This window comes from Desulfovulcanus sp., assembly GCF_982781345.1.
This window is the reverse complement of sequence record NZ_CEYAEZ010000003.1, coordinates 1-23,154: the sequence shown is the minus strand read 5'-3', so window position 1 is coordinate 23,154 and position 23,154 is coordinate 1. Positions and strand designations below refer to the sequence as shown.

General features: G+C 36.9%; 20 protein-coding genes. 8 read left to right on the top strand and 12 right to left on the bottom strand.

The annotated features are described in order from the left end of the window. Window positions 1–18: 18 nt before the first annotated feature. The 4 genes from AC3WVG_RS00865 to AC3WVG_RS00850 all read left to right on the top strand — a co-directional run bounded on the left by AC3WVG_RS00865 (window position 19) and on the right by AC3WVG_RS00850 (window position 3,973). Complete coding sequence (locus AC3WVG_RS00865) at window positions 19–2,262, top strand: carboxyl transferase domain-containing protein (RefSeq protein ID WP_488796324.1); 2,244 nt, start codon at window positions 19–21, stop codon at window positions 2,260–2,262. Window positions 2,263–2,361: 99 nt separating this feature from the next. After that, window positions 2,362–3,012 carry a biotin/lipoyl-containing protein gene (locus AC3WVG_RS00860; protein WP_252380899.1) on the top strand — a complete coding sequence of 217 codons (651 nt, stop codon included), beginning with the start codon at window positions 2,362–2,364 and terminating at the stop codon, window positions 3,010–3,012. A gap of 2 nt (window positions 3,013–3,014) precedes the next feature. Beyond that, window positions 3,015–3,365 (top strand): hypothetical protein, encoded by a 351-nt coding sequence (locus AC3WVG_RS00855; protein WP_252380898.1) that lies wholly within the window; start codon window positions 3,015–3,017, stop codon window positions 3,363–3,365. A gap of 143 nt (window positions 3,366–3,508) precedes the next feature. Further along, window positions 3,509–3,973, top strand: coding sequence for a single-stranded DNA-binding protein (locus AC3WVG_RS00850; RefSeq protein WP_252380897.1), 465 nt, complete (start codon window positions 3,509–3,511; stop codon window positions 3,971–3,973). Window positions 3,974–4,067: 94 nt separating this feature from the next. Here the strand turns inward: AC3WVG_RS00850 and AC3WVG_RS00845 are convergent, their stop codons facing one another. Next, on the bottom strand, window positions 4,068–7,274 hold the full coding sequence (locus tag AC3WVG_RS00845; protein WP_488796285.1) for an SNF2-related protein: 3,207 nt from the start codon (window positions 7,272–7,274) through the stop codon (window positions 4,068–4,070). A gap of 269 nt (window positions 7,275–7,543) precedes the next feature. On the opposite strand from AC3WVG_RS00845, the gene AC3WVG_RS00840 reads away from it, so the two are divergent. After that, window positions 7,544–9,208, top strand: coding sequence for a peptide-binding protein (locus AC3WVG_RS00840; protein ID WP_488796284.1), 1,665 nt, complete (start codon window positions 7,544–7,546; stop codon window positions 9,206–9,208). 177 nt (window positions 9,209–9,385) lie between these two features. On the opposite strand, the gene AC3WVG_RS00835 is transcribed toward AC3WVG_RS00840, so the two are convergent. Genes AC3WVG_RS00835 through AC3WVG_RS00785 form a run of 11 tightly spaced genes read right to left on the bottom strand, consistent with a single transcriptional unit; the run spans window position 9,386 to window position 19,046 of the window. After that, window positions 9,386–11,728 carry an ATPase, T2SS/T4P/T4SS family gene (locus AC3WVG_RS00835; protein ID WP_488796283.1) on the bottom strand — a complete coding sequence of 781 codons (2,343 nt, stop codon included), beginning with the start codon at window positions 11,726–11,728 and terminating at the stop codon, window positions 9,386–9,388. Between the two features lie 14 nt (window positions 11,729–11,742). Continuing rightward, window positions 11,743–13,056: a hypothetical protein gene (locus AC3WVG_RS00830; RefSeq protein ID WP_488796282.1), complete on the bottom strand. Its 1,314-nt coding sequence runs from the start codon at window positions 13,054–13,056 to the stop codon at window positions 11,743–11,745. A gap of 36 nt (window positions 13,057–13,092) precedes the next feature. Beyond that, entirely contained in the window at window positions 13,093–13,599 is a 507-nt protein-coding gene (locus tag AC3WVG_RS00825) for a cytochrome c3 family protein (protein WP_488796281.1), read from the bottom strand. 12 nt (window positions 13,600–13,611) lie between these two features. Next, window positions 13,612–14,493, bottom strand: a complete 882-nt coding sequence (locus AC3WVG_RS00820) for a HAMP domain-containing protein (RefSeq protein WP_488796280.1) — start codon at window positions 14,491–14,493, stop codon at window positions 13,612–13,614. Window positions 14,494–14,510: 17 nt separating this feature from the next. Further along, the gene (locus tag AC3WVG_RS00815) at window positions 14,511–14,990 is read right to left on the bottom strand and encodes a DUF8082 domain-containing protein (RefSeq protein ID WP_488796279.1); all 480 of its coding nucleotides are present in this window, start codon (window positions 14,988–14,990) and stop codon (window positions 14,511–14,513) included. A gap of 34 nt (window positions 14,991–15,024) precedes the next feature. Further along, window positions 15,025–15,375, bottom strand: coding sequence for a hypothetical protein (locus AC3WVG_RS00810; protein WP_488796278.1), 351 nt, complete (start codon window positions 15,373–15,375; stop codon window positions 15,025–15,027). A gap of 16 nt (window positions 15,376–15,391) precedes the next feature. After that, window positions 15,392–16,339, bottom strand: coding sequence for a DUF2226 domain-containing protein (locus AC3WVG_RS00805; RefSeq protein ID WP_488796277.1), 948 nt, complete (start codon window positions 16,337–16,339; stop codon window positions 15,392–15,394). Next, entirely contained in the window at window positions 16,340–16,927 is a 588-nt protein-coding gene (locus AC3WVG_RS00800) for a DUF4388 domain-containing protein (protein ID WP_488796276.1), read from the bottom strand. A 1-nt stretch (window position 16,928) separates the two neighbouring features. Next, the gene (locus tag AC3WVG_RS00795; protein ID WP_488796275.1) at window positions 16,929–18,002 is read right to left on the bottom strand and encodes a hypothetical protein; all 1,074 of its coding nucleotides are present in this window, start codon (window positions 18,000–18,002) and stop codon (window positions 16,929–16,931) included. 1 nt (window position 18,003) lies between these two features. Then, entirely contained in the window at window positions 18,004–18,660 is a 657-nt protein-coding gene (locus AC3WVG_RS00790; RefSeq protein WP_488796274.1) for a GTP-binding protein, read from the bottom strand. After that, entirely contained in the window at window positions 18,660–19,046 is a 387-nt protein-coding gene (locus AC3WVG_RS00785) for a roadblock/LC7 domain-containing protein (protein ID WP_488796273.1), read from the bottom strand. Before AC3WVG_RS00785 ends, AC3WVG_RS00790 begins: the two co-directional genes overlap by 1 nt. A 1,103-nt stretch (window positions 19,047–20,149) precedes the next feature. Between AC3WVG_RS00785 and tilS the strand changes: the two genes are divergently transcribed. The 3 genes from tilS to AC3WVG_RS00770 all read left to right on the top strand — a co-directional run bounded on the left by tilS (window position 20,150) and on the right by AC3WVG_RS00770 (window position 23,019). Beyond that, window positions 20,150–21,202: a tRNA lysidine(34) synthetase TilS gene (gene tilS, locus AC3WVG_RS00780; protein ID WP_488796272.1), complete on the top strand. Its 1,053-nt coding sequence runs from the start codon at window positions 20,150–20,152 to the stop codon at window positions 21,200–21,202. A gap of 79 nt (window positions 21,203–21,281) precedes the next feature. Continuing rightward, a complete protein-coding gene (locus tag AC3WVG_RS00775; protein ID WP_488796271.1) occupies window positions 21,282–22,697 on the top strand; it encodes a sigma-54 interaction domain-containing protein in 1,416 nt (471 codons plus the stop codon). A gap of 4 nt (window positions 22,698–22,701) precedes the next feature. Beyond that, window positions 22,702–23,019, top strand: coding sequence for a NifB/NifX family molybdenum-iron cluster-binding protein (locus tag AC3WVG_RS00770; RefSeq protein WP_488796270.1), 318 nt, complete (start codon window positions 22,702–22,704; stop codon window positions 23,017–23,019). Window positions 23,020–23,154: the final 135 nt, after the last annotated feature.

Here is a 23,154-nt window from a genome sequence, read left to right as displayed (position 1 = left end):
TAAACGCAGACTACTATGATAGATATCGAAAAACAAATTCAGGATTTACAAGAACGATTAAAATATATTGAAGATATATTTGGTTCAAAAGAAAATGCCAATATTGCCCTTTTGCGTTCAAAATTAAGTGATTTTATAAAACGTTATCCTAAATTAGAACTCAAAGATTGTAAGCGTCAAATTGCTTCGCTGTTGGATTTGTTCACTTTTTTGGAAAAGAAGCTGGAAAAACAGCTTACGCCCATGGACAAGGTGCGTATTGTCCGGCATCCTCAACGTATCTGTCTTAAAGATATTTTGGAGAATGTTTACGATAATTATACTGAGATTGGCGGCCAGGACGAATATAGCATAGACCCGGCTATGATTATTGCCCGCGCCTATATAACCCGTAAGGTAGGCAATAAAGTCTATAATCAGCCGGTTATGGTCATTGGTCAGGAAAAGGGGCATGGGCAGGAATTTAGAAATGGTGGGTCAGTAAAACCTTGGGGTAATGCCAAGGCTTTGCAATATATGAAAGTGGCGGAGACAGAAAATATTCCTATTCATACCTATATTTTTACACCTGGGTCATATCCGATTGAAGATTACCCAGGGGCTGCTCAGCAAATAGCCCGTAATCTATATGAAATGGCCGGAATTACTGTCCCTATTATTACGGTTATTTCTGAAGGAGGATCAGGCGGGGCCGAGGCTATTGGCTTGGCTGACATGCGATTGATGCTTTCTCATGGTTATTATTCAGTCATTTCTCCTGAAGGAGCAGCGGCTATAGAGGGGCGCATTAAGCCCGGAATGAGCACTACGCCGGAACTGGTGGAAAAGTGTGCTGCCCAGCTAAAGATTACTGCGGAAGATAATCTGCGAATGGGCTATATTGACCGCATTATCAAAGAGCCACCTTTAGGCGCTAGACCTGAAGATTATGATTTTTTTAAGCGGTTGCGTCAGGAAGTGATTCGTGCCACGGACGAGGTGGTGTTGAATGTGCGGGGAATAAAGTTTTTTCGTACTTTTGCTTTAAGAAAGTTAAAGAATCCAAATATTTATGTACGCTGGACTCTGGGTGCAAAATCTAAAGAACGACTCATCTGGAGACGGTATCGAAAATTTCGGGGGTTGAGCCAGCATGCATATATAGATAATCGACCTGCGTGGAAAAAGGTTCTCTCCAAGGGCATGGATTTAGCTTGGGCTATTTATTCATTCTTTCGTTATGATATCTTGGGACGTCATCAGCGCAAAATTTCTCAAGTTGTCGAAGATGTCCAGGGAGAGCTCCATGCTGCGTTGGGGAAAACTATACAGCAGGTTTCAAGGATATTACGTGAACTACCTTTTTTAAAAAAGGAAAAGGGTGAAACTAGCGAGTTAACCAGTTTGTCAACCTGGGAAAAGGGCACTTCCTCTCCCACGGATTGGATCTACATCAGCCCTCAGGCCAGGCAAGATCGGGCCATTACCTGCCCCAACTCTGAGAAGTACGGTTGTTTGGATCTCTGGGCCCCGGATCTATTTGGTGATTTTGCAGGTGTGTGCAGTTATTGTGGCCATCACTTTCCCATGGAGTATGAATGGTACTTATACAATGTCTTTGATCGTCGTTCTATTCACGAGTTTAATGAGGAAATAGAAGCTACGAATCCTTTAGATTATGAAGGGTTTGAACACAAGCTGGAGCAGGCCAAAAAAATGACCGGACATAAAAGCGGATGCATGACTTTTGAGGCATCTATAAAAGGCATCAAGGTGGTCGTGGCCCTGCTTATGGCTAAGTTCCGTGGGGGTAGTGTGGGGGCTGCTGAAGGAGAGAAATTTATCCGGGCTGTAGAACGAGCGAGGCTAAAGCACATGCCTTTCCTGGCCTATGTACATGGAACAGCGGGAATTAGAATCCAGGAGGGAACAAATGGAGTAATCCAGATGCCCAGATGTACCATGGCTGTGCGTAGATATCTGGAGGCCGGTGGACTGTATGTGGTCCTTTATGATACCAACTCTTATGCCGGACCAGTAGCCAGCTTCTTAGGTTGTTCACCTTATCAATTTGCAGTACGTTCGGCCAATATAGGGTTTGCCGGTCCGGGTGTAATTAAAGAGACAACAGGATTAGATATCCCCCCGGACTATCACCGGGCCTATCGGGCCTTATCCCGTGGACATATTCAAGGCATCTGGGATCGCCGCGAGGTAAGGAATAACTTATTTCAGGCCCTGGTAACTATGGGTGGAAGAAATCTTTATTATCGGCTAGGCTAAGTTCCTGCTATGATTTGGCGACGTGGAAGTAATGGTTCGTGGATGCCATTAAATTATGTCTTACAAGTTAACAGCTTGAATTAGAAGGAGCAAGATTCATTGCTTAATATAAAGACACTATTAGAAGATATTAAAAAGGCCCCTTATAGAGAAATTACTATATATTCTCCTCATTCGGGGAACATCGAGTTTGTGCTCAAAGATGTGGGGACAAAGGTAAAAGGGGTTTCAGGAACATGGAACGAAAAGCCAGGAACCTTACTGGCTTATTTAGTACGTGAAGGAAATAAAAAGCCCCTTTATGCGCCGGAAAAAGGCGAGGTGGTTGAATTTTGCGGCTTAAGAGATGGGCAATTTGTACAGGCAGGTACCCCGCTTTTAAAGATCAGACATTTTCTAACCAAGCAAGAAGTCATAGACATTATTTTACAAAAAGCCTTATCCTTGTTTTTGGCCCCGGAAAAAGGAAAGTATTATTTTGTGTCTGAAGTTGATAGAAAGATAAAGTCGAAGGGGTGCCAGGCGGTCAATGTTAAAGAAGGAGATGAGATCCTGATTTTGTCCAGAATGAAAAGAGAAACAATTATCCCATATCAGGGCCCGGAAGGTATTATCTATGCTCTTTATTTTAAGCCGGGTGAAAGTGTGGATGCGGGCAAGCCTCTGATTGGTGTCTGTCCCAGAGAGCAATTGGGACAGATTAAGGATGTTGTCGCTCGTATCCAAAGTGAATGGGAAGAAAGAGAGTAAATATGGGTCGAGTATTGCAAATTCGGGTTATGGCTTATACCTTTAGCGAAAAAGAAGTGGAAGAGGCCTGGCCAGGACTTTATAAGATAGCCTTTGGACAAGAAAAACTGTCAGGAATCGCGAGAGTTAGAGGGGTATTAGAACTAGTTGATACTTTGCATGATAGGGTTCGTTTTGAAGACCTGGATAAAAAAATGATAGATACTTTGAGCCCGCGTCTGAACAAGATTTTATCCATCAAAAAACAATTAGAGGAGGCTCTAGCTGACTGGCAACCTCAGATAGCCAATAAACTGTCGTATTCTTTGGAAGATGAACTGGATCAATTGGAAAAAGAAATCAGACAGTTGTAATAAAAATAGAGTTTAGAGTTTGAATTCAGCTTTGGTTCAGGACAGGAAAAGGAATTTGGTTCAAAGTTTTCCAGTTTAGAATAACCTAAAAATTAACTCTAAACTCTACTCTTCAAACTTATAACCTTTAAATGGGGGAATAAATGGCTGCGAGCTTGAATAAAGTGTTTTTGATTGGCCGACTTGGCCAGGATCCTCGACTTGCTTATACAGCTAGTGGAATGCCGGTGGTTAACTTTTCCATGGCAACGGATGAGGGGTATACGGACAGGGAAGGAAATAGAGTAGAGCGCACTGAATGGCACAGGATTGTTGTTTTTAATAAGCAAGCTGAATTTTGTGCCAACTATTTGACTAAAGGCAGGTTGGTTTTTGTGGAGGGTCGTTTGCAGACCAGAAAATGGCAGGATCAGCAAGGACAGGACAAATATACCACAGAAATTGTGGCTTCTAGAGTACAGGCTTTAGATCCAAAAGGACAGCAGGGCGAAACATATGCTACTGCCCCTGATCCAGTTCAAGAGAAAGCTAAAGAAAATAATGTAGAAGAAGAACTAGGCCCGGCATTTCCTTCTGAAGCCGGGGGCATGGATGACGCTCCGTTTTAATCTGGTTAAAGGGGCTAATGGGTGAATGTGCTTATTGGGTTAATGACCACCCATTTACTCATCCACCCATTCCTCCCAACTTCACATCTACCATTTATACTTCAAAAAGCATTTCTAAATCGTCTCTGGTTAGTGACTTCCAGGCACTCTGGCCGGGAATTATTGCTTCGGCTACACCTCTTTTTTGTTCTTGCAGTTTGAGGATCTTTTCTTCCACTGTATTTTCACAGATCATCTTGTAGGCAAATACTTGCTTAGTCTGGCCAATGCGGTGTGTGCGGTCTGTGGCCTGGTTTTCTACAGCAGGGTTCCACCATGGATCGTAGTGGATAACATAATCGGCTGAAGTCAGGTTAAGCCCGGTACCACCAGCTTTTAGTGAAATGAGGAAAATAGGTATATTTGGGTTATTATTGAACCTATCTACTTGTTCGAAGCGATCCTTGCTCGAGCCGTCCAGATAAGCAAAGGGGATTTTATTCATATTCAGCCATGAGCGGATTATGTGCAGCATCTGAACGAATTGGGAAAAGACCAGAACTTTATGTCCGTCTTCAATGATATTGGTGACCAGATCTTTAAAGGCCTCGAATTTACCTGATGGAATATTGGTGTTCACTCCTGGCATATCCAATTTGAGCAATCTTGGATGACAGCAGATCTGTCTAAGTTTAAGTAAGGCATCGAGAATGGACATTTGACTGCCAGCAATGCCTTTTTCGTCCACTCTTTGCATGACCTGTTCTTTGAGTTTTTTGGCCAGAGCGGCATAAAGTTCCATTTGTTCGTCAAGCAGAGCGCTGTAGTAGACATTTTCCACCTTGGGAGGCAGATCTTTGGCCACTTCGGACTTGGTTCGGCGCAAGATAAATGGTTTGACCCTGGCTCGTAAATATTCCAAGGTTTCCTGGTCACCGTCTTTGATAGGTTTGACAAATCCTTTTTGAAAGGCGTGTTGTGAGCCCAAAAAGCCCGGCATTAAGAATTCAAAAAGAGACCATAGTTCCAGCAGATTATTTTCAATAGGTGTTCCAGATAGACAGAGACGGAATTTGGCTTCTAACTTACGTACGGAACGGGCAGTGATAGTGTTGGGATTCTTGATGTTTTGAGCTTCATCCAAGATGATGGAATTGTACTCATACTTGATTAATTCATCCAGATCGCGGCGAAGAAGGGCATAGGTAGTCATAACCAATTCGGAATCCTTGATCTTTTTGAACATGTTTTCTCGCCGTGCTCCATAGATGACCAGCCTTTTCATATCCGGAACGAATTTTTGGGCTTCCCGCTCCCAGTTGGGTAGAACCGAGGTAGGAACAATAATTAGATTGGGACCTTTGAGCCCTTTTTCTTTCATATATTGGAGGAAAGACAGGGTTTGGATGGTTTTACCTAAGCCCATCTCGTCGGCCAGGATTCCACCGAACTTGTATTCCCTGAGAAAATTTAAGTAGCTAAGGCCTTGTAATTGATAGGGGCGAAGAGTCGCATTAAGGCCCTTTGGTGGGGAGACTTGTTTGATCTCGGTAAATGAATGGATTTTTTCCCTGAGTTCTGTCCAGAATGTATCAGCCTGAACATCATCGATGTCCTCAATGATTTTATCCAGGATAGGTGCTTCATGATTATGGAATTTTTTCTTGGGCGGTTTTTCAGGATCAAAACCCATGGCCTGGAGTTTGTGCCCCAGTTTTTTCAGCCAGGATTCGGGCAAACTGGTATAAGAACCATCCTTTAATTGGACATAACGTTTGCCCTGGGTCCATGCTTTCCAGATTTTTTCGATGGGGACTTGGATGTCCTCATATTCAACCACAATGTCCAGGTTAAACCATTTGTCTTCTTCTTTAGTCTCTACTTTGGCCACTACATTGGGCGGAGAGAGACGCACTTTATATCTGGTCAGGTTTTGTTCTCCAAAGACGCGGTATTCCTTGACGAGTTGTGGATAGTGGTCAAGGAGAAAATTAATGGCCTCTTCAGGCTCTAAAAACCACATGGAGTTGCTTCGGGCTTGGAACCCCATATCCACTAGTTTAGATAACAGTTCGCCTTCTTTGGCCTGGTCACGGCGAATAAGAAAAGATTTACCTTCGAATTGGTAACTGCCAGTTTGCAGGTCTTGGTCAGGGCCGCTTAAAGTAATTTCGCCGTGTTCTGTTTCATATATGTTTTGAATTTGTAAAGTTAAAAGACTTCCTTCTTCATCCAGGAACAATTTAGGATTGTATTTGGCCTGAACAAAGATAGGTGACATGCGTTCGAGGAATTCTTCCTGACCAAAGAGGTCTGAAGCGTGGATTTTAGTCCAGACCCGGTCCAGAAATTCAGAAATTTCACTGTGAGGGACTATTGGTGGCTCTACTGCCAACTCCTGGATCAGGCTTGGGGGAAGACCTGTCTGGACGGGATAAAAACAATGTTTCCAGTAAACCCATAATGGTAGCTGACCGTAGAAGAAGACTTTTTCTCCGGTTATAGAGAATGGGAGTTTTCCTTCCCGGCCAAGCATGATTTCAAAACTTAAACCGTCCTCGGAGAGAGTAGGTCTTAGCTGTAAGCGCATAGGGGTGCTGAGAACGCGAACAGGTTGTTCTGTCTCCTCAAAAAAGAGATAGTATTCATCACGAATGGTCCAGAAAAACCAGGTTAAGAGTCCATAGGGAATTTCAACGCGATGTCCATAATAGTCCAGATATTGCCCAATTTGTTCGGCAACTTTGGGAAGAGAGGGAGAGACTTCACACCAATTGGGATTACGGATTATTTGTTCTAATGTGATTGGGTTAAGGACGGTAGACAATCCTGACTTATTTTGCCTGGCTCGAAAAAATTCTACTTGAAGTCTTCCGTATTCCGGGAAGAATCGATAGACTAAGTAATGTTGACCAGGTTCGGGTTCGAGTTCAGTGGCAAAAAAGTGATAGAAATTATGCCGCCAATCAGTACGGGCTTTGGGGATTGCGTCCTGGCTGTCATCGCTTAAAGAAGATAAAAATTTTAGGACAGTAGCTGCAATATGTTTGCATATCCCGGAAAATGATTCTGGACAATTACAATAGAAGTTTACAGATTCTCCTTCCAGGTTCAGGCCTATTTCAGAATTGTACATCTGAAAATCGTCACCCTGGACATGACCCTCAATATCCCAATACTGGTCCCTTTTTTTTAAACTGACTTTTTGTACACCGTTTTGGGCAATCAACTCTTCCGATATTTCTAAAATATACTCAGGAATATTTTCTTTGACAAAGTTTTGAAGAATTTCTTTGACTTTTTTTTCTTCATTACTAAGCATTTCTTTCAAAGCTCCCTAAAAATCTCTAATTTTTTTCAATTGAATCCTGCTTGATCTATCGATCTTCTCTAATGCGTTGCCTTTATTGATTTTTTTTCTCTTTTAGGCAAAATTATAAGTTCTTATTAGTTTTTAGGTGCAACACCGCAAAAAGAACAACATACCCATTTAATCAAAGTTTTTGGATTTTGCAAGAGGGAATTTGATTTTTGTTGCTTGCTCGAATAATTTTTTCCTGTTAATAAAATTAGTAGGTTAAGGAAGGATGTATGTTTAAAAAATCTTTTTTAGTCGTTTTTTGTTTTATTTTTTTGGTGCTTGGATGTTCTGAAAGCAAAGTGGACCGAGATGAAGAAGATAATAAAGTTTACCTCCCCAAAAAAGAGCAGAAGCATATTCCGGTAACTCCAGAATTTGGAGGCAGAATTATTTTGGGCATAAGTGGTGAACCAAGCAATCTTATTCCACCCTTGGCCACGGATAGTGCCTCTCATGAGGTTGCTGATCTAATTTATGTAGCCCCTTTGAAATATGATAAAAATATCCAACTTAAACCATGGGCAGCTCAGGAGTTTAAGGTACTTGAACAAGGTAAAAAACTTTACTTTAAACTCCGGCCTGGTATTAAATGGTTTGATGGTCATGAGCTGACTGCCGAAGACGTCTACTTTACCTACCGTTTAATGATTGATCCAAAAACTCCTACAGCCTATGCTGAAGACTATAAAGCCATAAAAGAATTCAGGTTGATAGATAAATATGCCTTTGAAGTGGTTTATGACAAGCCTTTTGCCCGTTCTCTGGTCACCTGGGCCAATTCTATTTTGCCCAAACATATTCTGGAAAAGGAAGATTTATTAAAAACCAGATATAGTCGTGAGCCTATGGGGGCAGGACCTTTTAGGTTGGCTGCGTGGGAACCCGGACGTAAGTTAGTTTTAAAAGCCAATGAGGACTATTTTGAAGGCCGTCCCTATTTAGGTGAGGTTGTTTATAGGATTATTCCGGATAGCGCGACAATGTTTTTAGAGCTTAAAGCTCTAAACCTGGATATGATGGGCCTTACTCCTCAGCAATTTTTGTTTCAGACCAAGGGCCGGTTCTGGGAAGATAATTTCAAGAAGTACAAGTATCTATCTTTTAGTTACACTTATCTTGGTTATAACCTGGAGCATCCGCTTTTCAAAGATGTGAAGGTCAGACAGGCTTTGGCCCACGCCATAAATAAAGAAGAGATTGTTAAAGGTGTTCTTCTGGGCCAGGGCGTGCCTACGATAGGACCGTATAAACCCGGGACATGGGTCTATAATGATAAAATAAAAGATTATGTATTTGAGCCGGATTTAGCCAGAAAAATGTTGGCTGAAGAGGGATGGACCGATCATGATGGGGATGGAATTATTGATAAAAATGGCCGGCCCTTTTCTTTCACTATTTTGACCAATCAGGGTAATGACTTGCGGGTTAAAGCTGCAACAATTATTCAGCAACGGCTCAAACAGGTAGGGATCAAGGTTAAAATCAGGACTGTGGAGTGGGCTACTTTTATTCAAGAGTTCGTGCACAAAAGGCGTTTTGAGGCCTTGATTCTAGGTTGGAATATTGTTCAGGATCCGGATATTTATGATGTCTGGCATTCTTCGCGTACAGCTTCTGGAGGTTTAAACTTTATTGGTTACAAAAACAAAGAAGTGGATGAGCTTTTGGAAAAGGGACGCAGGACATTTGATCAGGAAAAGAGAAAGGCAATTTATGATCGCTTACAAGAGATTTTGCATCGCGACCAGCCATATTGTTTCTTGTATGTCCCTATGTCACTCCCAATTGTCCACCGCCGTTTTCAGGGAGTTGAGGCGGCCCCGGCCGGTATTACCCATAATTTTATCCGCTGGTGGGTACCAAAGACCTCGTCAAAGACGACGATCCTTGATTGATTAGGGAACAGATGCACTCAAGTCTCAGGGCATTAAATTTAGCCCAAGAGAGTTTTGCATCTTTTGTTGGCACCTGTGATTTTGAAGAGCATTATGAAAAATTTTATGTTGGGCTAATTATTAGGCGATTCAAATATCTAAAAATTGAACTTTAATAAAATATCTAGTTATCTTGATCTACTTCATACACACACGCCTTACTTCTTTCATATCGGTGTACCCTAGAAAAATTTTAGCAATGCCGTCCTGCTTCAGGGTGGTCATACCATCGGCTATGGCTTTGGTTCTAATTTCCTCAGCAGGGGCTTTTTTTTTGATTAAGTTTTTAATATCGTCATTATTAACGAGTAACTCATGAAAACCTATCCTTCCTTTGTATCCGGTGCCAGCACAAACGGGACATCCTTTGGGGCGATACAAAATTAAATCTTTAGTATATTTAATTTCTAGACGATCAAAGTATTCTTTGCCATATTCATTAACAATTTCTTCAAATTCTTCTTCATCCGGATGATATGCTTCCTTACACTCCTCGCACAGTCTTCTTCCTAATCTCTGTGACAAGACCCCTAAGAGAGAATCAGCAAAATTATAAGGATCAATATCCATTTCTAAAAGCCGCGATACAGTTTCAGGAGCACTATTGGTATGCAAAGTTGATAATACTAAATGTCCTGTTAAAGAGGCTTCCACACCAGTAGATGCTGTTTCTTCATCACGCATTTCCCCGATCATAATTACGTCAGGATCAGCTCTTAAAAAGGAGCGTAATACTTTGGCAAAAGTCAAACCTATTTTTGAGTTTATTTCAACCTGACGTAGTCCTTCTTGACTGATTTCAATGGGGTCCTCCGCAGTCCAAATTTTTCTTTCGGGGGTGTTGATGTATCCTAGCGCAGAATGCAAAGTAGTAGTTTTGCCCGAGCCAGTCGGTCCAACAACTAGAATTAAACCGTATGGTTGAGATATTATCTCTTTAAATTTAATTAAATTTTCCTCAGACATCCCTAGTTCATGAAGTTTTAAAGGCTTTCCACTTTGGAGTAGGCGCATAACAACATCTTCATACTTTCCAGAAGTAGGCAGGGTGGCCACACGAAGCTCAAGTAGCTTTTTGTCACTTTGTTTAAATTTAATTTTTCCATCCAAGGGCAATCTTTTTTCGGCAATATCTAGGTTGGCCATGATTTTTATTCTTGAAATCACAATCCTGGAAAAAGAATTTGGGATTTGAACATAAGGCTGACAAACGCCATCGATACGAAATCTTATATTTGTTATGTTTTTTGAAGGAGAAGGCTCAATATGAATGTCAGATGCATTTCTTTGCCATGCATCAATTATCATTTGATTAACAAAATGTACGACTTTGCTATCCTGGACCGTGGTTTCATTTTCAATAATTTCTTCATTGTTTTCTTCAAATTCTAAGTTTAACTCATCTATTATTTTTTTTATATATTCATTTTTTTGATTGTTTTGCTTAAAATAAAAATCTATAAAATTTTCAATATCTTCCTTGATGGCGACTAAAAAGTTGATTTCGTTATTGGGATATAATTTTTTGATTAAATCTTCACGTAATAAGTCATAAGGATTATCAATAACAATTGTAATCTGATTGTCATTTTTTTTGATAGGTAGCCAATGATTGTACTTCAGGTAATCATATTTTAAATTTTTAAGTAACTCTGATGGAATAGAAATGTTTTGATCAAATGAATAAAAAGGGCAACCATAATATAGAGATAATGACTCCGCTAAATCGTTTTTTAAAACCCCGAATTTTTTTAGCAATACGTATTCAATGCTCTTGTTTTCTCTTTTTGAAAGAGAAATAGCTTCTTGCAGTTTATCTTTTGTAATTATATTTTGTTGTAAGAGATAATCAAATTTTGTTCCGCCTTTGGCTCTTAACGCAATTGATTTTATCTTAATGTTTAAATCTTTAAAGTTTGATTTGTTTGTGATATCCTGAAGGAAAAATAAAGATTTTGCATAGGAACCTGTTTCTTCGTATAGTTTTGATAATCTATATTTTATGAAATCCTTTTGTTGTAATGTAAAGTTATTTTTGTTTAGTATTTGTTCTAGAAAGTTTATTGCCTTTACTCTTTGGCCTTGAGATTTATAACAATCTATAATTCCGTTAATTACATCTTCAAAATTGAAATTTTCATTTAAAATATTTTTATACTCATTTAAAGCTTCCTTAAATAGACCTAGATCTTTAAAAGCTAAGGCCTTTTCGTAAATTTCGTCTACGGTAAATTTGTTGTTTGCATTTTTATTTTGACCAAAATGATCCTTATTGTCTTTTTTGTTTAGTTTATTATAAACTTCTGTTAGATATTTTTTTTGAATTTCAACTTCTTTAGTGGCAGGCATTTGTTCTATTTCAGCCAGTAAAGAGGAATAGATCGTTTTTGCCTCATCCAGTAAGCCATGTTGAGAATAAATCTCTGCTTCCTTCAATTTTAAAGAGAATAAGGTCTGGTCTAAAACATTATTAGTTTTCATTTCTACACCTTACTCTACTGGCAGGGATTTATTAGAAAAGCTTTTTTTGTGCCTTCAATTACAACATGCCCCATAATGTCGTTTTCGTCTTTTTGTTCAATGCTAATCGGTAAATAAGCTTTTGAGCTCAATTCTTTGCCTACAAAAAAGACATTGTATTTATCACCACATTCGACAAGTAACGCATTGGAATAGTTAGTGTTTTCAGTAGCTAAGCTTATATTTTTGGAAAAAACCACAAGCTCCTTGAGCTCCTTTTCCTTTTTTTTGCGCAAGCTACCCCGCATATTTTTCTTTAATTTTTTCATAAATCCTTTAAGATATTTTAATTTAAATTGCTCTAGACTCAGTAATTTTTTTGCTTTCTCATCTGAAATGGAGTAGATATTTAAAACAGATTCATAAGGAAAAGCTACAAGTTTATCATCTAAGTGAAAAACGTATACGTATGGAATGATATCGTCGTTCTTAAATTCACTGTCATCATTTTCAGTATCTTTTATTAATTCTTCTCCAGTACGTTCATCATCAATTGTAATTTTGGTCTCATGTTCATTTTTATCAATGTTGTTTCCGTCATATTCTTCTTCAATGTCTGTTTTAATCTTTGTTGTAAATGAATTGTTGTCGTTGAGTTTGTGTATAAAAGATAATATTGTATCGATCTTTTCTTCTAAATTCTCAAGACGAGCAAAAATTTCTGTGTTAAATTCTAAGTTTGATATTTTATTATTAATATCATTAATGCTTTCCTCCAATTTTTTCATGTAATTATTAAAAATGTTTTTATCAAGTGCTAATGCTGTTTCTTGTGAATAATCAAATTGTTCTTTTTTGTCTTCTATTTTATTCTCTGTTGTTTCTTTTTTATATGCATTAGTTTTGCTTGCTGTATTTTCTTCTTTTGCTTTTGCAATAATATCATTTTTAAATTGTGCAAAAAACTTATATATTTTGCCTAGCTTTTCCTTTTTTTGTGTTGCATTTAAATTGTTAAAATTTATTTCCTTAAATCCTTTTGCAATTTGGGCTAATACAACAAGAGAATTTGATGGAGATTTTTCTTTAGCAGTCATTACAAATTTTGCTATATTGTCCATCATAGTTAGTAATGTTCTATTTATATCGTCGGTATATGTTTGTTTTAATGAATTTAAGATTTCACGTAGCTCAAAAAAATCGTTTTCAGAAAATTCCCAGTCCAGAGCTAAAATTTTTTCTTCTAGACGTACAACATTGTCGTCTTTTTTTTCTTCTTCAGAGAATATTTCATCTATAGCATTAAAAGCTGCTTCTTCCAAGTTTTGAAGATTAATTTTGTTGTCCATTGATAAACCTCATACCATTAGTTATCTTCGTATAAGTTATTTATAAAAACCTTTAACCTCTAATTTGTTAATAACCTCAAAAAGTTTTAAATCTTTATTAAGCACTTTGTCTTTAATTCTCTTCATTTCACTTTTTAAATTTTTTTTGGGGATATGACATCTCTTACAATCTGATGTTGGAACGTCAGCTTTAGAGTATTCCTCCTTTAATCTTTTATGACAACCCCAGCACTTCATATGATATGCATTAATAAGTTCAGCTTTACTACTTCCATGGCATTCAGAACATTTATGTACTTCTTGATCAGGGGTCCAAACATTTTTTCTATTTTTGTATATATGATGACAACTTGGGCACTTTATTTTATATTCATCAACATGAGTATCATGAGAAAAAAATACAGGAGGTTTTTTATACTTTCCAAATTTGGCAAAACCAGGATCACTAATTCTTAACAAATCGATATTTCGAGAAAGCGCAATTGAAGATAATAATAAGAATGAGATAAAACCTGCAACAAACAATTTGAATAATTTATACATATTTATTCCCTCTTAGATACCTTTTCTTCGTCTTTGTAATCTCTGAACAGCTTTTCGTAAGCTTGCTTGCATTCTTCTTAAAGCATCGGCCAAGTCTCCGATTTCATCAGTCGATGTAATTTCAATTGGAGCTTTTAGGTCACCTAAGCTAATTTTTTCTGCAACCTCGGTTAGGTGAACAATAGGTCGGACTAATCTTATCGCAAATAAAATCGCAACTAAGAATACAATCATACCGGTTGCAATTCCACCAATATTATATTGAATTATAAAATCTTTTCGCTTATCCAGAAATGATTTATTTAGGTTTCTTACAGGCTCTTCAACTTCTTCTGTTGAAATTTGTGCTACAACAAAAAATGATGTATTCGGGACTGGCGTAATAACCATGAAAATATTTTCTTCCTTACCGTTATTAAATATTTTGAAATATCCTTTTTCAGTCTTTTGCTTTAATTTGACGTTTTTAATTGTTCTTATAAAATCAATACTGTTTGGTATTGACTTTATATCATTGCCAATATACTTTGGGTTTGGATGTAAAAAAACTGTAAAATTATCGTTGTTGTTAAAAATTAAGTAAGTATACCCTGTTTTACCTATTGTTTGAATAGTTAATGAACTAAAATCAGGGTCATATTGTAATTCTTCAATCTCGAAGTTATCGTCATTTTCTTGCATGAAGCGCCTAACCAAAAACTCTACATTTTTAGATACATCGTTTGATTTTTGTTCTACTAATAACTCTGCCATTTCTTTTAGACTTTTACTGGTCTGCGAAATGGATAAATTACTAATCTCATTAATATGATAATAACCGGCTCCTCCAGCAATAATCAAAGGAAGCAATGAAATTAAAAGGAAAATTATAACAAATTTAATTTTTAAGCTCATCGGATTAAACCTCCTTGTTACAATCTTTTTAAAACTTCGAGCATCTTCTTTTGAAATACCATTCTTTGTGATGAGTTATCAATTTCTAAGGAAATTTTTTCAATAAAACCAGCTGCTTTTTGATAAGTAAAAGTTTCTTTATTCTCATTTAGTTCTTCTAATTCTTCCTCGATAACTGTACTTGCTATAGGGCCAATTATGGTAGATAGCTCGGTTTGTAATGCCTTCCAAAATAAAGTAGGCAATTTTTTAGAACCTTCACTTATTTCGGCCTCTTTCGAGATTATTTTTATAACCCCCCTTTTTTCTAACGACTTTAGAATTTTTGTCAGCTCAGTTATGTCGAAATTAATGTTTTTTAAAATATCATTAATTGACTTAAATCTTTGGCTTAATGCAATAACTATCCATTCTTTTCCATTTAGAGTGATATTAACTTCCCTTGGAACCAGGAGAATATTTTTTTCTAGCTCTTCTCTATCGTAATCTTTTCTCATATGAACCTCGATTATTGTTGATCATTTTAGTTGGTTACCATAATTTTATTTTTCTAAAGAAATTAAAACTTTTTTTCGATATTCTTTCCTGTACCAAAATATCGATTTCCATTTTTAAATATGAGAATGGATTGCTTTTATTTGCCCATACTATTATCCAGTAACCTTTATAATTTTGACAAATTAAATAGTCATTATCAAAAATACATCCTATCGATTTGTAATTGGAAAATTTCTCTATTACCTTTTTTAACTCATTTCGTACTTTATCCTTTGTATTTAAGTCGATTGGTATTTCAAACTCTTCTAAATAGTTTTTTTTGTTAATAATCCAAGCAGCCTTAACCTGTTCTATTTTTACGATATCTTTCAGGACTTCTTTCATAGTTAATCCACTTGTTTCAATATGTTACAAGTTCTTTTAAATCCATTTTATCTATAATTTGTTTATACTTGGAAGTTATCATTTTGATTTTATCATTCTTTGTTTTGCTAAAATCATAATCTTTATTTATATCCAAGCACAATTCTTTTAGTCCGCTTGTCAATTCGTTAATTTCAACTCCATTCCAAACTCTGATTTTCCCGGAACTATATTCAAATTCATCAGCAAATGGGTCCAGAAATTTATATTTATCTGCTTTTTTTAATGCTTTTTCTCTCCACAAAACAGAAAATTTATTTGTACCAATATTTTCTTCTAAAGATGACATATATTCTTCAAAGAAGTTTATAATGTTCTTAAGTAATTGCTCATCATTGTGACTTGTTTTCAAATTCTTAATTTTATAGACATAAAATACACCATTTTCAATATTGTTGATTATTTCATTTAATGCTCTCTCGCTATCGTTAAATTTCCACTTATTCCATGATGTAGATGTCCCAATAATTCTTCCGTTATTAAAATATACATAGCATGATCCTTTTATTTTCTTTTTAATATCTGTTTTTAGCCATCCGGTGTGATTTTCTTTTTTTAATTTGTCCAACAGCTTATCAACATTAATAAATTCTGTAGTTAGGTTTTTGTACAATGGTTCAGAAAAGAATATTTTGACAAAAAAGTTTAGCTGTTCGTCTGTTAACGAATAAGTATTAAGAAAATTGTTCTTGTTTACATTTTCAAGAATGCTATAAATTTGTATTGTATTTACTTTGTTTTTATTTATTTGGAAACAATTAAGAACTTCTCCCATTGTGAGAAAAATAAAATATTTGTTATTTTCAGAAATAATTTGAATATATCCATTAAAAAGTTCATTTTTCAAAAATTCCATGTAACTTTCTAGATTTAGATAATATAAGTTTAAATTTTCATGATACGTTCTGAAGCGCGGCAGAATCATTTATACCTCCTTTAACAACTTTTTTATCTCGCAAAAGGCATCTTCTATTATTGTTTGTTTTTTAAAGTCAAACTCAATAAAGTCGTTTTCGCTTGTCTTCTTTACAATCATTTTTGTCTCATCATCATCCTGAAGCCATGCGCAGACTAAGTTTCCTGACTCCAGTTCATCTCCAATCGTACTTAAACTGGATATTAAATCGTAGTTATCGGGTACTAAATGAATCTCTTTAACATCATATTTTTTATTAAGTTTGTTAAAAAGATTTTCTTTAATCTTTTTTTCTTCATCTTGCTTACTCATTGCTTCAAGAAGTAAAAACTCGCAGCTAACGTCTATTTCAGGTTTTATATCAAAATTTTTTATTAGAAAAACAAAATCGCCTTCTTTTAAATTAAAAATTTTTTTAAACGCGTCAATGCCTTTTAATTTCCCAATACGAGCAGCAATTATTTCTCCGTTCTTAAAAAAAATTTCTCCTATTTTATTTTCGTTTTTCGAAATTTGTAGGATTCCATTTTTTTGGTCTTGGTTGCACAACTGAATTATGCTTGCTATTGAAACTGAGTCTAATTTTCCTCTAAGCATATTATATTATTTCTCCATTTAATCGATTTTTTTCCCATGCTTTTCCAATGTCAAAAAGTTGATATTCTCCAACCAATGTATCAACAGAGTTTCCTATAATTTCTCCCTGTATTGGTTTGTCTGAATAAACACTTTCTACAAAAATTACTCCTAGTTTATCTTTATCCGGTAGTTTAACAAGAACTGCTTTGTTGTAAGTATGGTTACTATCAGTAGTAGCAAATAAGGGATCTAAAACATGCAAAAACAACTTGCTTAATTCTTTTTTATTTTTTTCACTCAGTTCGTTTTTTAGTCCTTTAGTAATCGGAGAAAATAAGCTACCTAGCTGGCTAAAGCGAATTATTGATTTTTGGGCCATTTTTTTTGCTTTTTTGGGAGATATTTTATAAATATTGAATACACTTTCTTTAGGCAAAGCAAACTTATTGTCGCCTATTTTACAAACATAAAACTCGCCGGAAATTTCGTCTGCTCCTTTAACTACTTCTGATTCTGTATTTTTGCCTTGATTAAGGTTTCCTAAAGCTAGTTGATGTAAAGTCCGCTGATTTTCTTCGATCTTTATATTTATTTCATGTAGTTTGCTTTCTAAAACTTGAGTAATCTTGTCGATAATTATCTGATGACTATCATTTTTAATTGTTACGTTATGTTTGGATTTCGGTGTTAAATCTAAATACTTTTTATAGATTTCATCGACTACTTTTTTTTTCTCACTTATATTTGAGCTTTTTAAGAAAAGTGATAAATAGTCAGTCATTTGAATGCCCAGGTTTTTTATCGGATCAATTTTTAAGGTAGCCTTAACTAAGTTTTGCAATATATTTAAAAAAATCTTTGTTTCATCATCTTGTGCAACAAGCTTATTTATTTTTTCTAATATTTCAGGACCAGAACTTTTTTCCTTTTCTAGGAATAATCTCTTTAATTGCGAATTCAGATCATCTGTATTTTCGTCCTCGGCCTCAGGTGTATCTCCAACCTCTACAATTTTTTCTAAAAAAGAAAGTCCTTCATTTATTTCCTTTTCCCATTCTTCCAAAGAAATGCTTTCTATCTCATTTTTTTGCATTTTATCCTCCAATGGCCATTTTCTCGTCCCCATTAGAACCTAAGAGTTTGCGAATTACAGACTTAACTGTTATTTTGGCTGCAACATTTAAAGTTTTAAAAACATTATCTCCTCGTAAGGCACTTGCAGGAAATGACGGAAGATTTAGTTCTGAATTTAAGTCTTTCTCAAGTACCTCTATATCTAATATGGGAATTCCTTCTTCAGCCAAGTCTCTTTTATTCCACTGAAAAACCATCGCAACCTCAGATAAAGAAAGATTATAGTAAGATAAATTCTCTTGTAAATTTTTAAATGATTCGATATTAGCTTCTCTTCTAGAAGAGAGCGAATCTGCAACAAACACTATTCCGTCAACACCTTTCAAAACTAACTTGCGAGTAGAGTTATAAATAATCTGGCCTGGAGTAGTATATAATTGTAACTTTAAATCTAGACCTTTTATCTTTCCCAATCCAATTGGAAAGAAATCAAAAAACAAAGTCCTTTCTCCTTTTGTGTTGATTGTAATTAACTTGCTAGACAGCTTATTCTTTATTCTCTCTTTTAATTTGTTATATGTGTATACCAGATTTGTTGTTTTTCCACTTCTACCTGGCCCATAGTATACAATTTTTACTTGTATAATGCCTTCTCGTAGATTTATAATTGCCATCATTAAACCTTTAAAATGTCTTTGATTTCATTTTTTACACTATTTACTTTCAACCTTAATAACCCCAATGACAAATATGGTTTAAACAGGACAATCAAGAGAATATCCGGAGCTACTCTTGTAAAATGAATATTTTCTGTTTGTCCTCGATGAAATAGAAGGGAAAATTCTTTTTCCCCAATCAGCGACGCTATTTCTTTTGTCGCGGCATAATTTGCTGCAGATAGGACAGCTAGGGAAGTTCCGTCAATTGAGTTCTCACCTACCTTACAAAGTAAGTTTCCTCCGGTATCGGTTAATAGGGCATATGTCGCTCCTCCTTCATCAATAATTTTGTTTAAAATTTTTTCTAGATTTTCCACCTGTTCTTCCTTTAAAACAAAGCTCATCTATACTGTCCTCCTAATATTTTTTTAGTTTACTTTACTCAACTAAAATATCTTTGTAAAGATATTCTAAAAAACAAGTTAAAAGATTTTCAAAAAAATAAGTTGATTTTTCCCGTAATTTTCAAAAACTTTATTTCTTTTAGAGTTGAATAGATTTTTTTGAGCCAGATAACTACATGATATAAAATATTTTTTTCCCAGGTCATTAGGACAGATTAGCTAGGGGCTATCGCAAACCACATAGATTACGTTGAGACAAATGAAGAATAACTCTCAAGATTATATATTTTTTTTCTTACTTTTATAGGTTTTGATGAAGGCAAGCTTTTGAGGTTGACTTTGATATGTCTTATACTAGGTAGGTTTGGCAACAGATTAAGCTAAGTGTTTTAGATCATTTATTGAAGTTGCGAAAAAATTAGAGTTGGATTTTAAATAGGCCAATAGGTACCTATAGATTCAGGCCACCATTTTTTTGTTCGATAGTATAGTCTGCTTTGCTTGGTCGAAATATGTCCCTCCTGGCGTTTACAATGACTTGTTGGAATCGATAGCTTTTCTCTTTTAATCGTCCTTACATATTGGCGCGACGAATGGGCGTGAGATAACAAGTGTGGATCTGATAGCTGCACTTTGGTTGAGTAAGTTGAGTAGGGTAGTGGTTGAGTGGGGGGCATCTGATAACAAATACAAAGGAGCCAATTGAACAATCTTTGTACCTAAACTTGGTGTGCTCAAAGAACAGAACAACCGGCAGACCCTAGCCTTCCCCGGTTTAGAGGAGCAGGTAGGCGGTTGAGAGTAATTTGTTCGCTGCTTCTTATCTATTTGGCGACATTTGCTTTTATTTTGGTACTTGGTATGTTTTTTCAGTGCGTTTTCTACCTTTTGGGTAATATTTCCTCTTTTTTGGTTTTCTTTAAATCTTTCTTTATATACATTTAAACATTCCCCAATAGTTGTTTTTTTTGTATAAAAATATGCGCGATTAAGATTATTTAGGAAACAACGAGTAACTAATAAAAAATAACCTTTAACTATTAGCCTTGAATGTTCAAAATTAAGTCTGAAAATTGAGTTAATTAAACCAATAGAATAAATCCATGAAGTATAATCGCCTACAGGATTTGCCACCTAAATGGGCCCATTTTTGCTTAAATATTCAAAATTTTATTCAGTACAAGCTGAAAATAGATCTCCACGAAAAGACTCTTCTAGTGGCCTTTTCTGCTGGCCCTGATTCTATGGCCCTGCTTAGAGTCATGCATTTTTTAAGTTCAAGACTAGAATATAACTTAATTGCCGCCCACTTAAATCATGGTTTGAGAGCTGAAGCCAGGGATGATGAACAAGTGGCCAAAATAACCTGTCAGAAATTGGGTATTCCAATATACATTGGGCGAAGTCTTGTTGGTGTCTATGCTCAAAAAATGGGGTTGGGTATTGAGGAGGGAGGCCGAAAGATACGCTACAGGTTTTTGCAAGGGTTAGCCCGGAAACTAGAAGCAGACTTTATCCTCACCGCCCATCAATTGGATGATTTGGCCGAGGATGTGCTTATGCGTCTTATGCGAGGTGCAGGATGGCCAGGACTCTCTGGCATGAAAGCCTTTGACCAGGAGAGCAAAATCTTAAGGCCACTTCTTCTTACTCCAAAGACAAAGTTACTTGAGTTTTTAAGAGAGTTGGACCAGGAATATGTCCAGGACAAGTCTAATTGGGACCTGACTTTTTTACGCAACAGAGTGCGTTTAAAAATTATACCTTTACTTAGGCAGGAAAACAAAAATATATTTCAAACAATCGCCCGCCTTTGGGAGATGGGAAGAATAGATCGGGAATTTTGGCAAGAACAATTAGAGAGGATAAAGGTTGAGACAAATGGAGGGGAGATTATAGTTTCAAGTGCAGAGTTAGCCGGGATGCATAAAGCTTTGAGATACAGGCTTTATAAAAAGATTCTGGACCAGTTAGGGCCGGGTCAAGTTTTAGGGGACAATCTTTTTCAACTGGATGACGCTTTTGAGAGTAGAAGAATAGGCAAGAGGTTTCAGTTTCCGGGAAACAAAATAGCCATGATAGCATCTCAGGGAATAGTTTTTTATAGAGAGTCGAAGGCTAAAAGGTTGGGCGAGTCAATCGAGACGGACGAGTAGGAGGCCCAGTATCGATTAACCTTATCTGGTATTTCAACCCAGTAAACTCGATTCCCCTTATGGCGGGGTAACAAGTTCGATGAGCATAATAAATTCAACAAACGCATGGGTGCACGGGGTATTTCCCCAAAAAATAAGTTTTGTCCATTTGATGGATAATTTGCCCATAGGCGTCGTTCTCTTATCCAAAGAGAGGCGTGTTGTGTATATTAATTCGGCCATGGAAGGCCTGACAGGTTTTGAACGTTCACAGGTTTTGGGCAAAAAATGTGCACATTTTTTGCGTGGTAATCAGTGTATGATTGGCTGTCTTTTGGCTCAATTGGAAAATGAACGAGAAAGCCTTGTTTTCGAAGGGAATATCATTGACCATAATCGTCAGAAAATCGAAACTAGACATACTTTGGCCCGTCTTGTGGATGCCTCTGGTGAAACTCAAGGTTATATTGAAGTCGTAGAAGATTTAAGGACCATCAAGCGAGCAGGAAGGCAGGAGATACGTACTGAATTTTTGGGTAATATCCTGGGTAACTGTCCGGAAATGCAGAAGGTTTTCAATCTGGTCCCGGTAATTGGCCAGACTGATTCGTCTGTGCTTATCACCGGTGAGACCGGTACTGGAAAGGACCTTTTGGCAGAAGCCATTCATCAGCATTCGCCTCGGGCCAAGGGGCCTTTTATTAAGGTTAATTGTGGGGCCCTGCCTGAAACTTTGTTAGAATCCGAACTCTTCGGACATAAGAAAGGGGCGTTTACCGGAGCTACCCAGGATAAGCCTGGGTGGTTCAAGCTGGCCAATAATGGGACTTTGTTCTTGACCGAAATTGGAGATTTACCCCTTTCTCTGCAGGTCAAACTGTTAACCTTTTTAGATGATAAGGTCATTTATCCCTTGGGCAGTACCAAGGGGGTGCAGGTCAACGTGCGGGTTATTGCGGCTACGCATAGAAATTTGGAGGAGATGGTAAGGCTTGGGACATTCAGGCAGGATCTGCTATTCAGATTGAATGTGATCAGGGTCCATCTGCCTCCGCTCAGGGAACGAGGCGATGATGTCCGCCTTCTTTTGTACCATTTTCTGAATCAGTTTAGTGAAGAACTTAAAAAAGATGTGCATACATTTTCCCCCCAGGCTTTAAATGTTCTGTTAAATTATACCTATCCCGGCAATGTACGAGAGCTTAGAAATATTGTAGAATATGCTCTGGCTATTTGTGATGGCAATCAGATAGGCCTTGAGCACCTGCCTGCATACTTGCGCTCATCCAGTGAACCGGCTCTTAGTCCGCTTAACAACTTAAACCAGCCTCCGTTAGTGGATTCTGGTACGAACTCCTGTGCAGAAGCAAAGGCAAAGACCTGGTCTGATATGGAAAAGGAGATGATCTTGAAGGCCCTGGTTGAGGCTGGAGGGAAGAAAGCTTTGGCAGCCAAAAGGCTGGGCTGGGGCAGAAGTACTTTGTGGCGAAAAATGAAAAAATATAATCTGGATTAAAAGCATGGAAAAGATTTTAATGCCCATATTTGAGCACGATATCGCTCCACGTTTTGACCTGGCTACAGAAGTGATTATTGTTGAACTGGATGAACACAAGAAAATCAGAAACCAAAAGACAATCGTCATGCCTCATGCTTCAGCAGAAGAGTTGTGTGCCCTGATCTTAAAGGAAGATATCAATGTAGTGTTGTGTAATGGGATTGAAGATGAGTATTACCAGTACTTGCGCTGGAAAAAGATTAAGGTTTATGACTCAATTATGGATAGCTATAATAACGCCTTGAATGCCTATATTTTGGGTGAAAAGCTTGGTGGGTGATTGGTATCAGGTATACTTACTCAACTTTCTGAGTTAATTTGCGAGCGCATTTTCTTCAATGTTAACAAAGACTTGGACATATCTAAGGCTTGCTTGCGGGCTGTGCATAATGGGGTTAGTCAATAGAATATTATT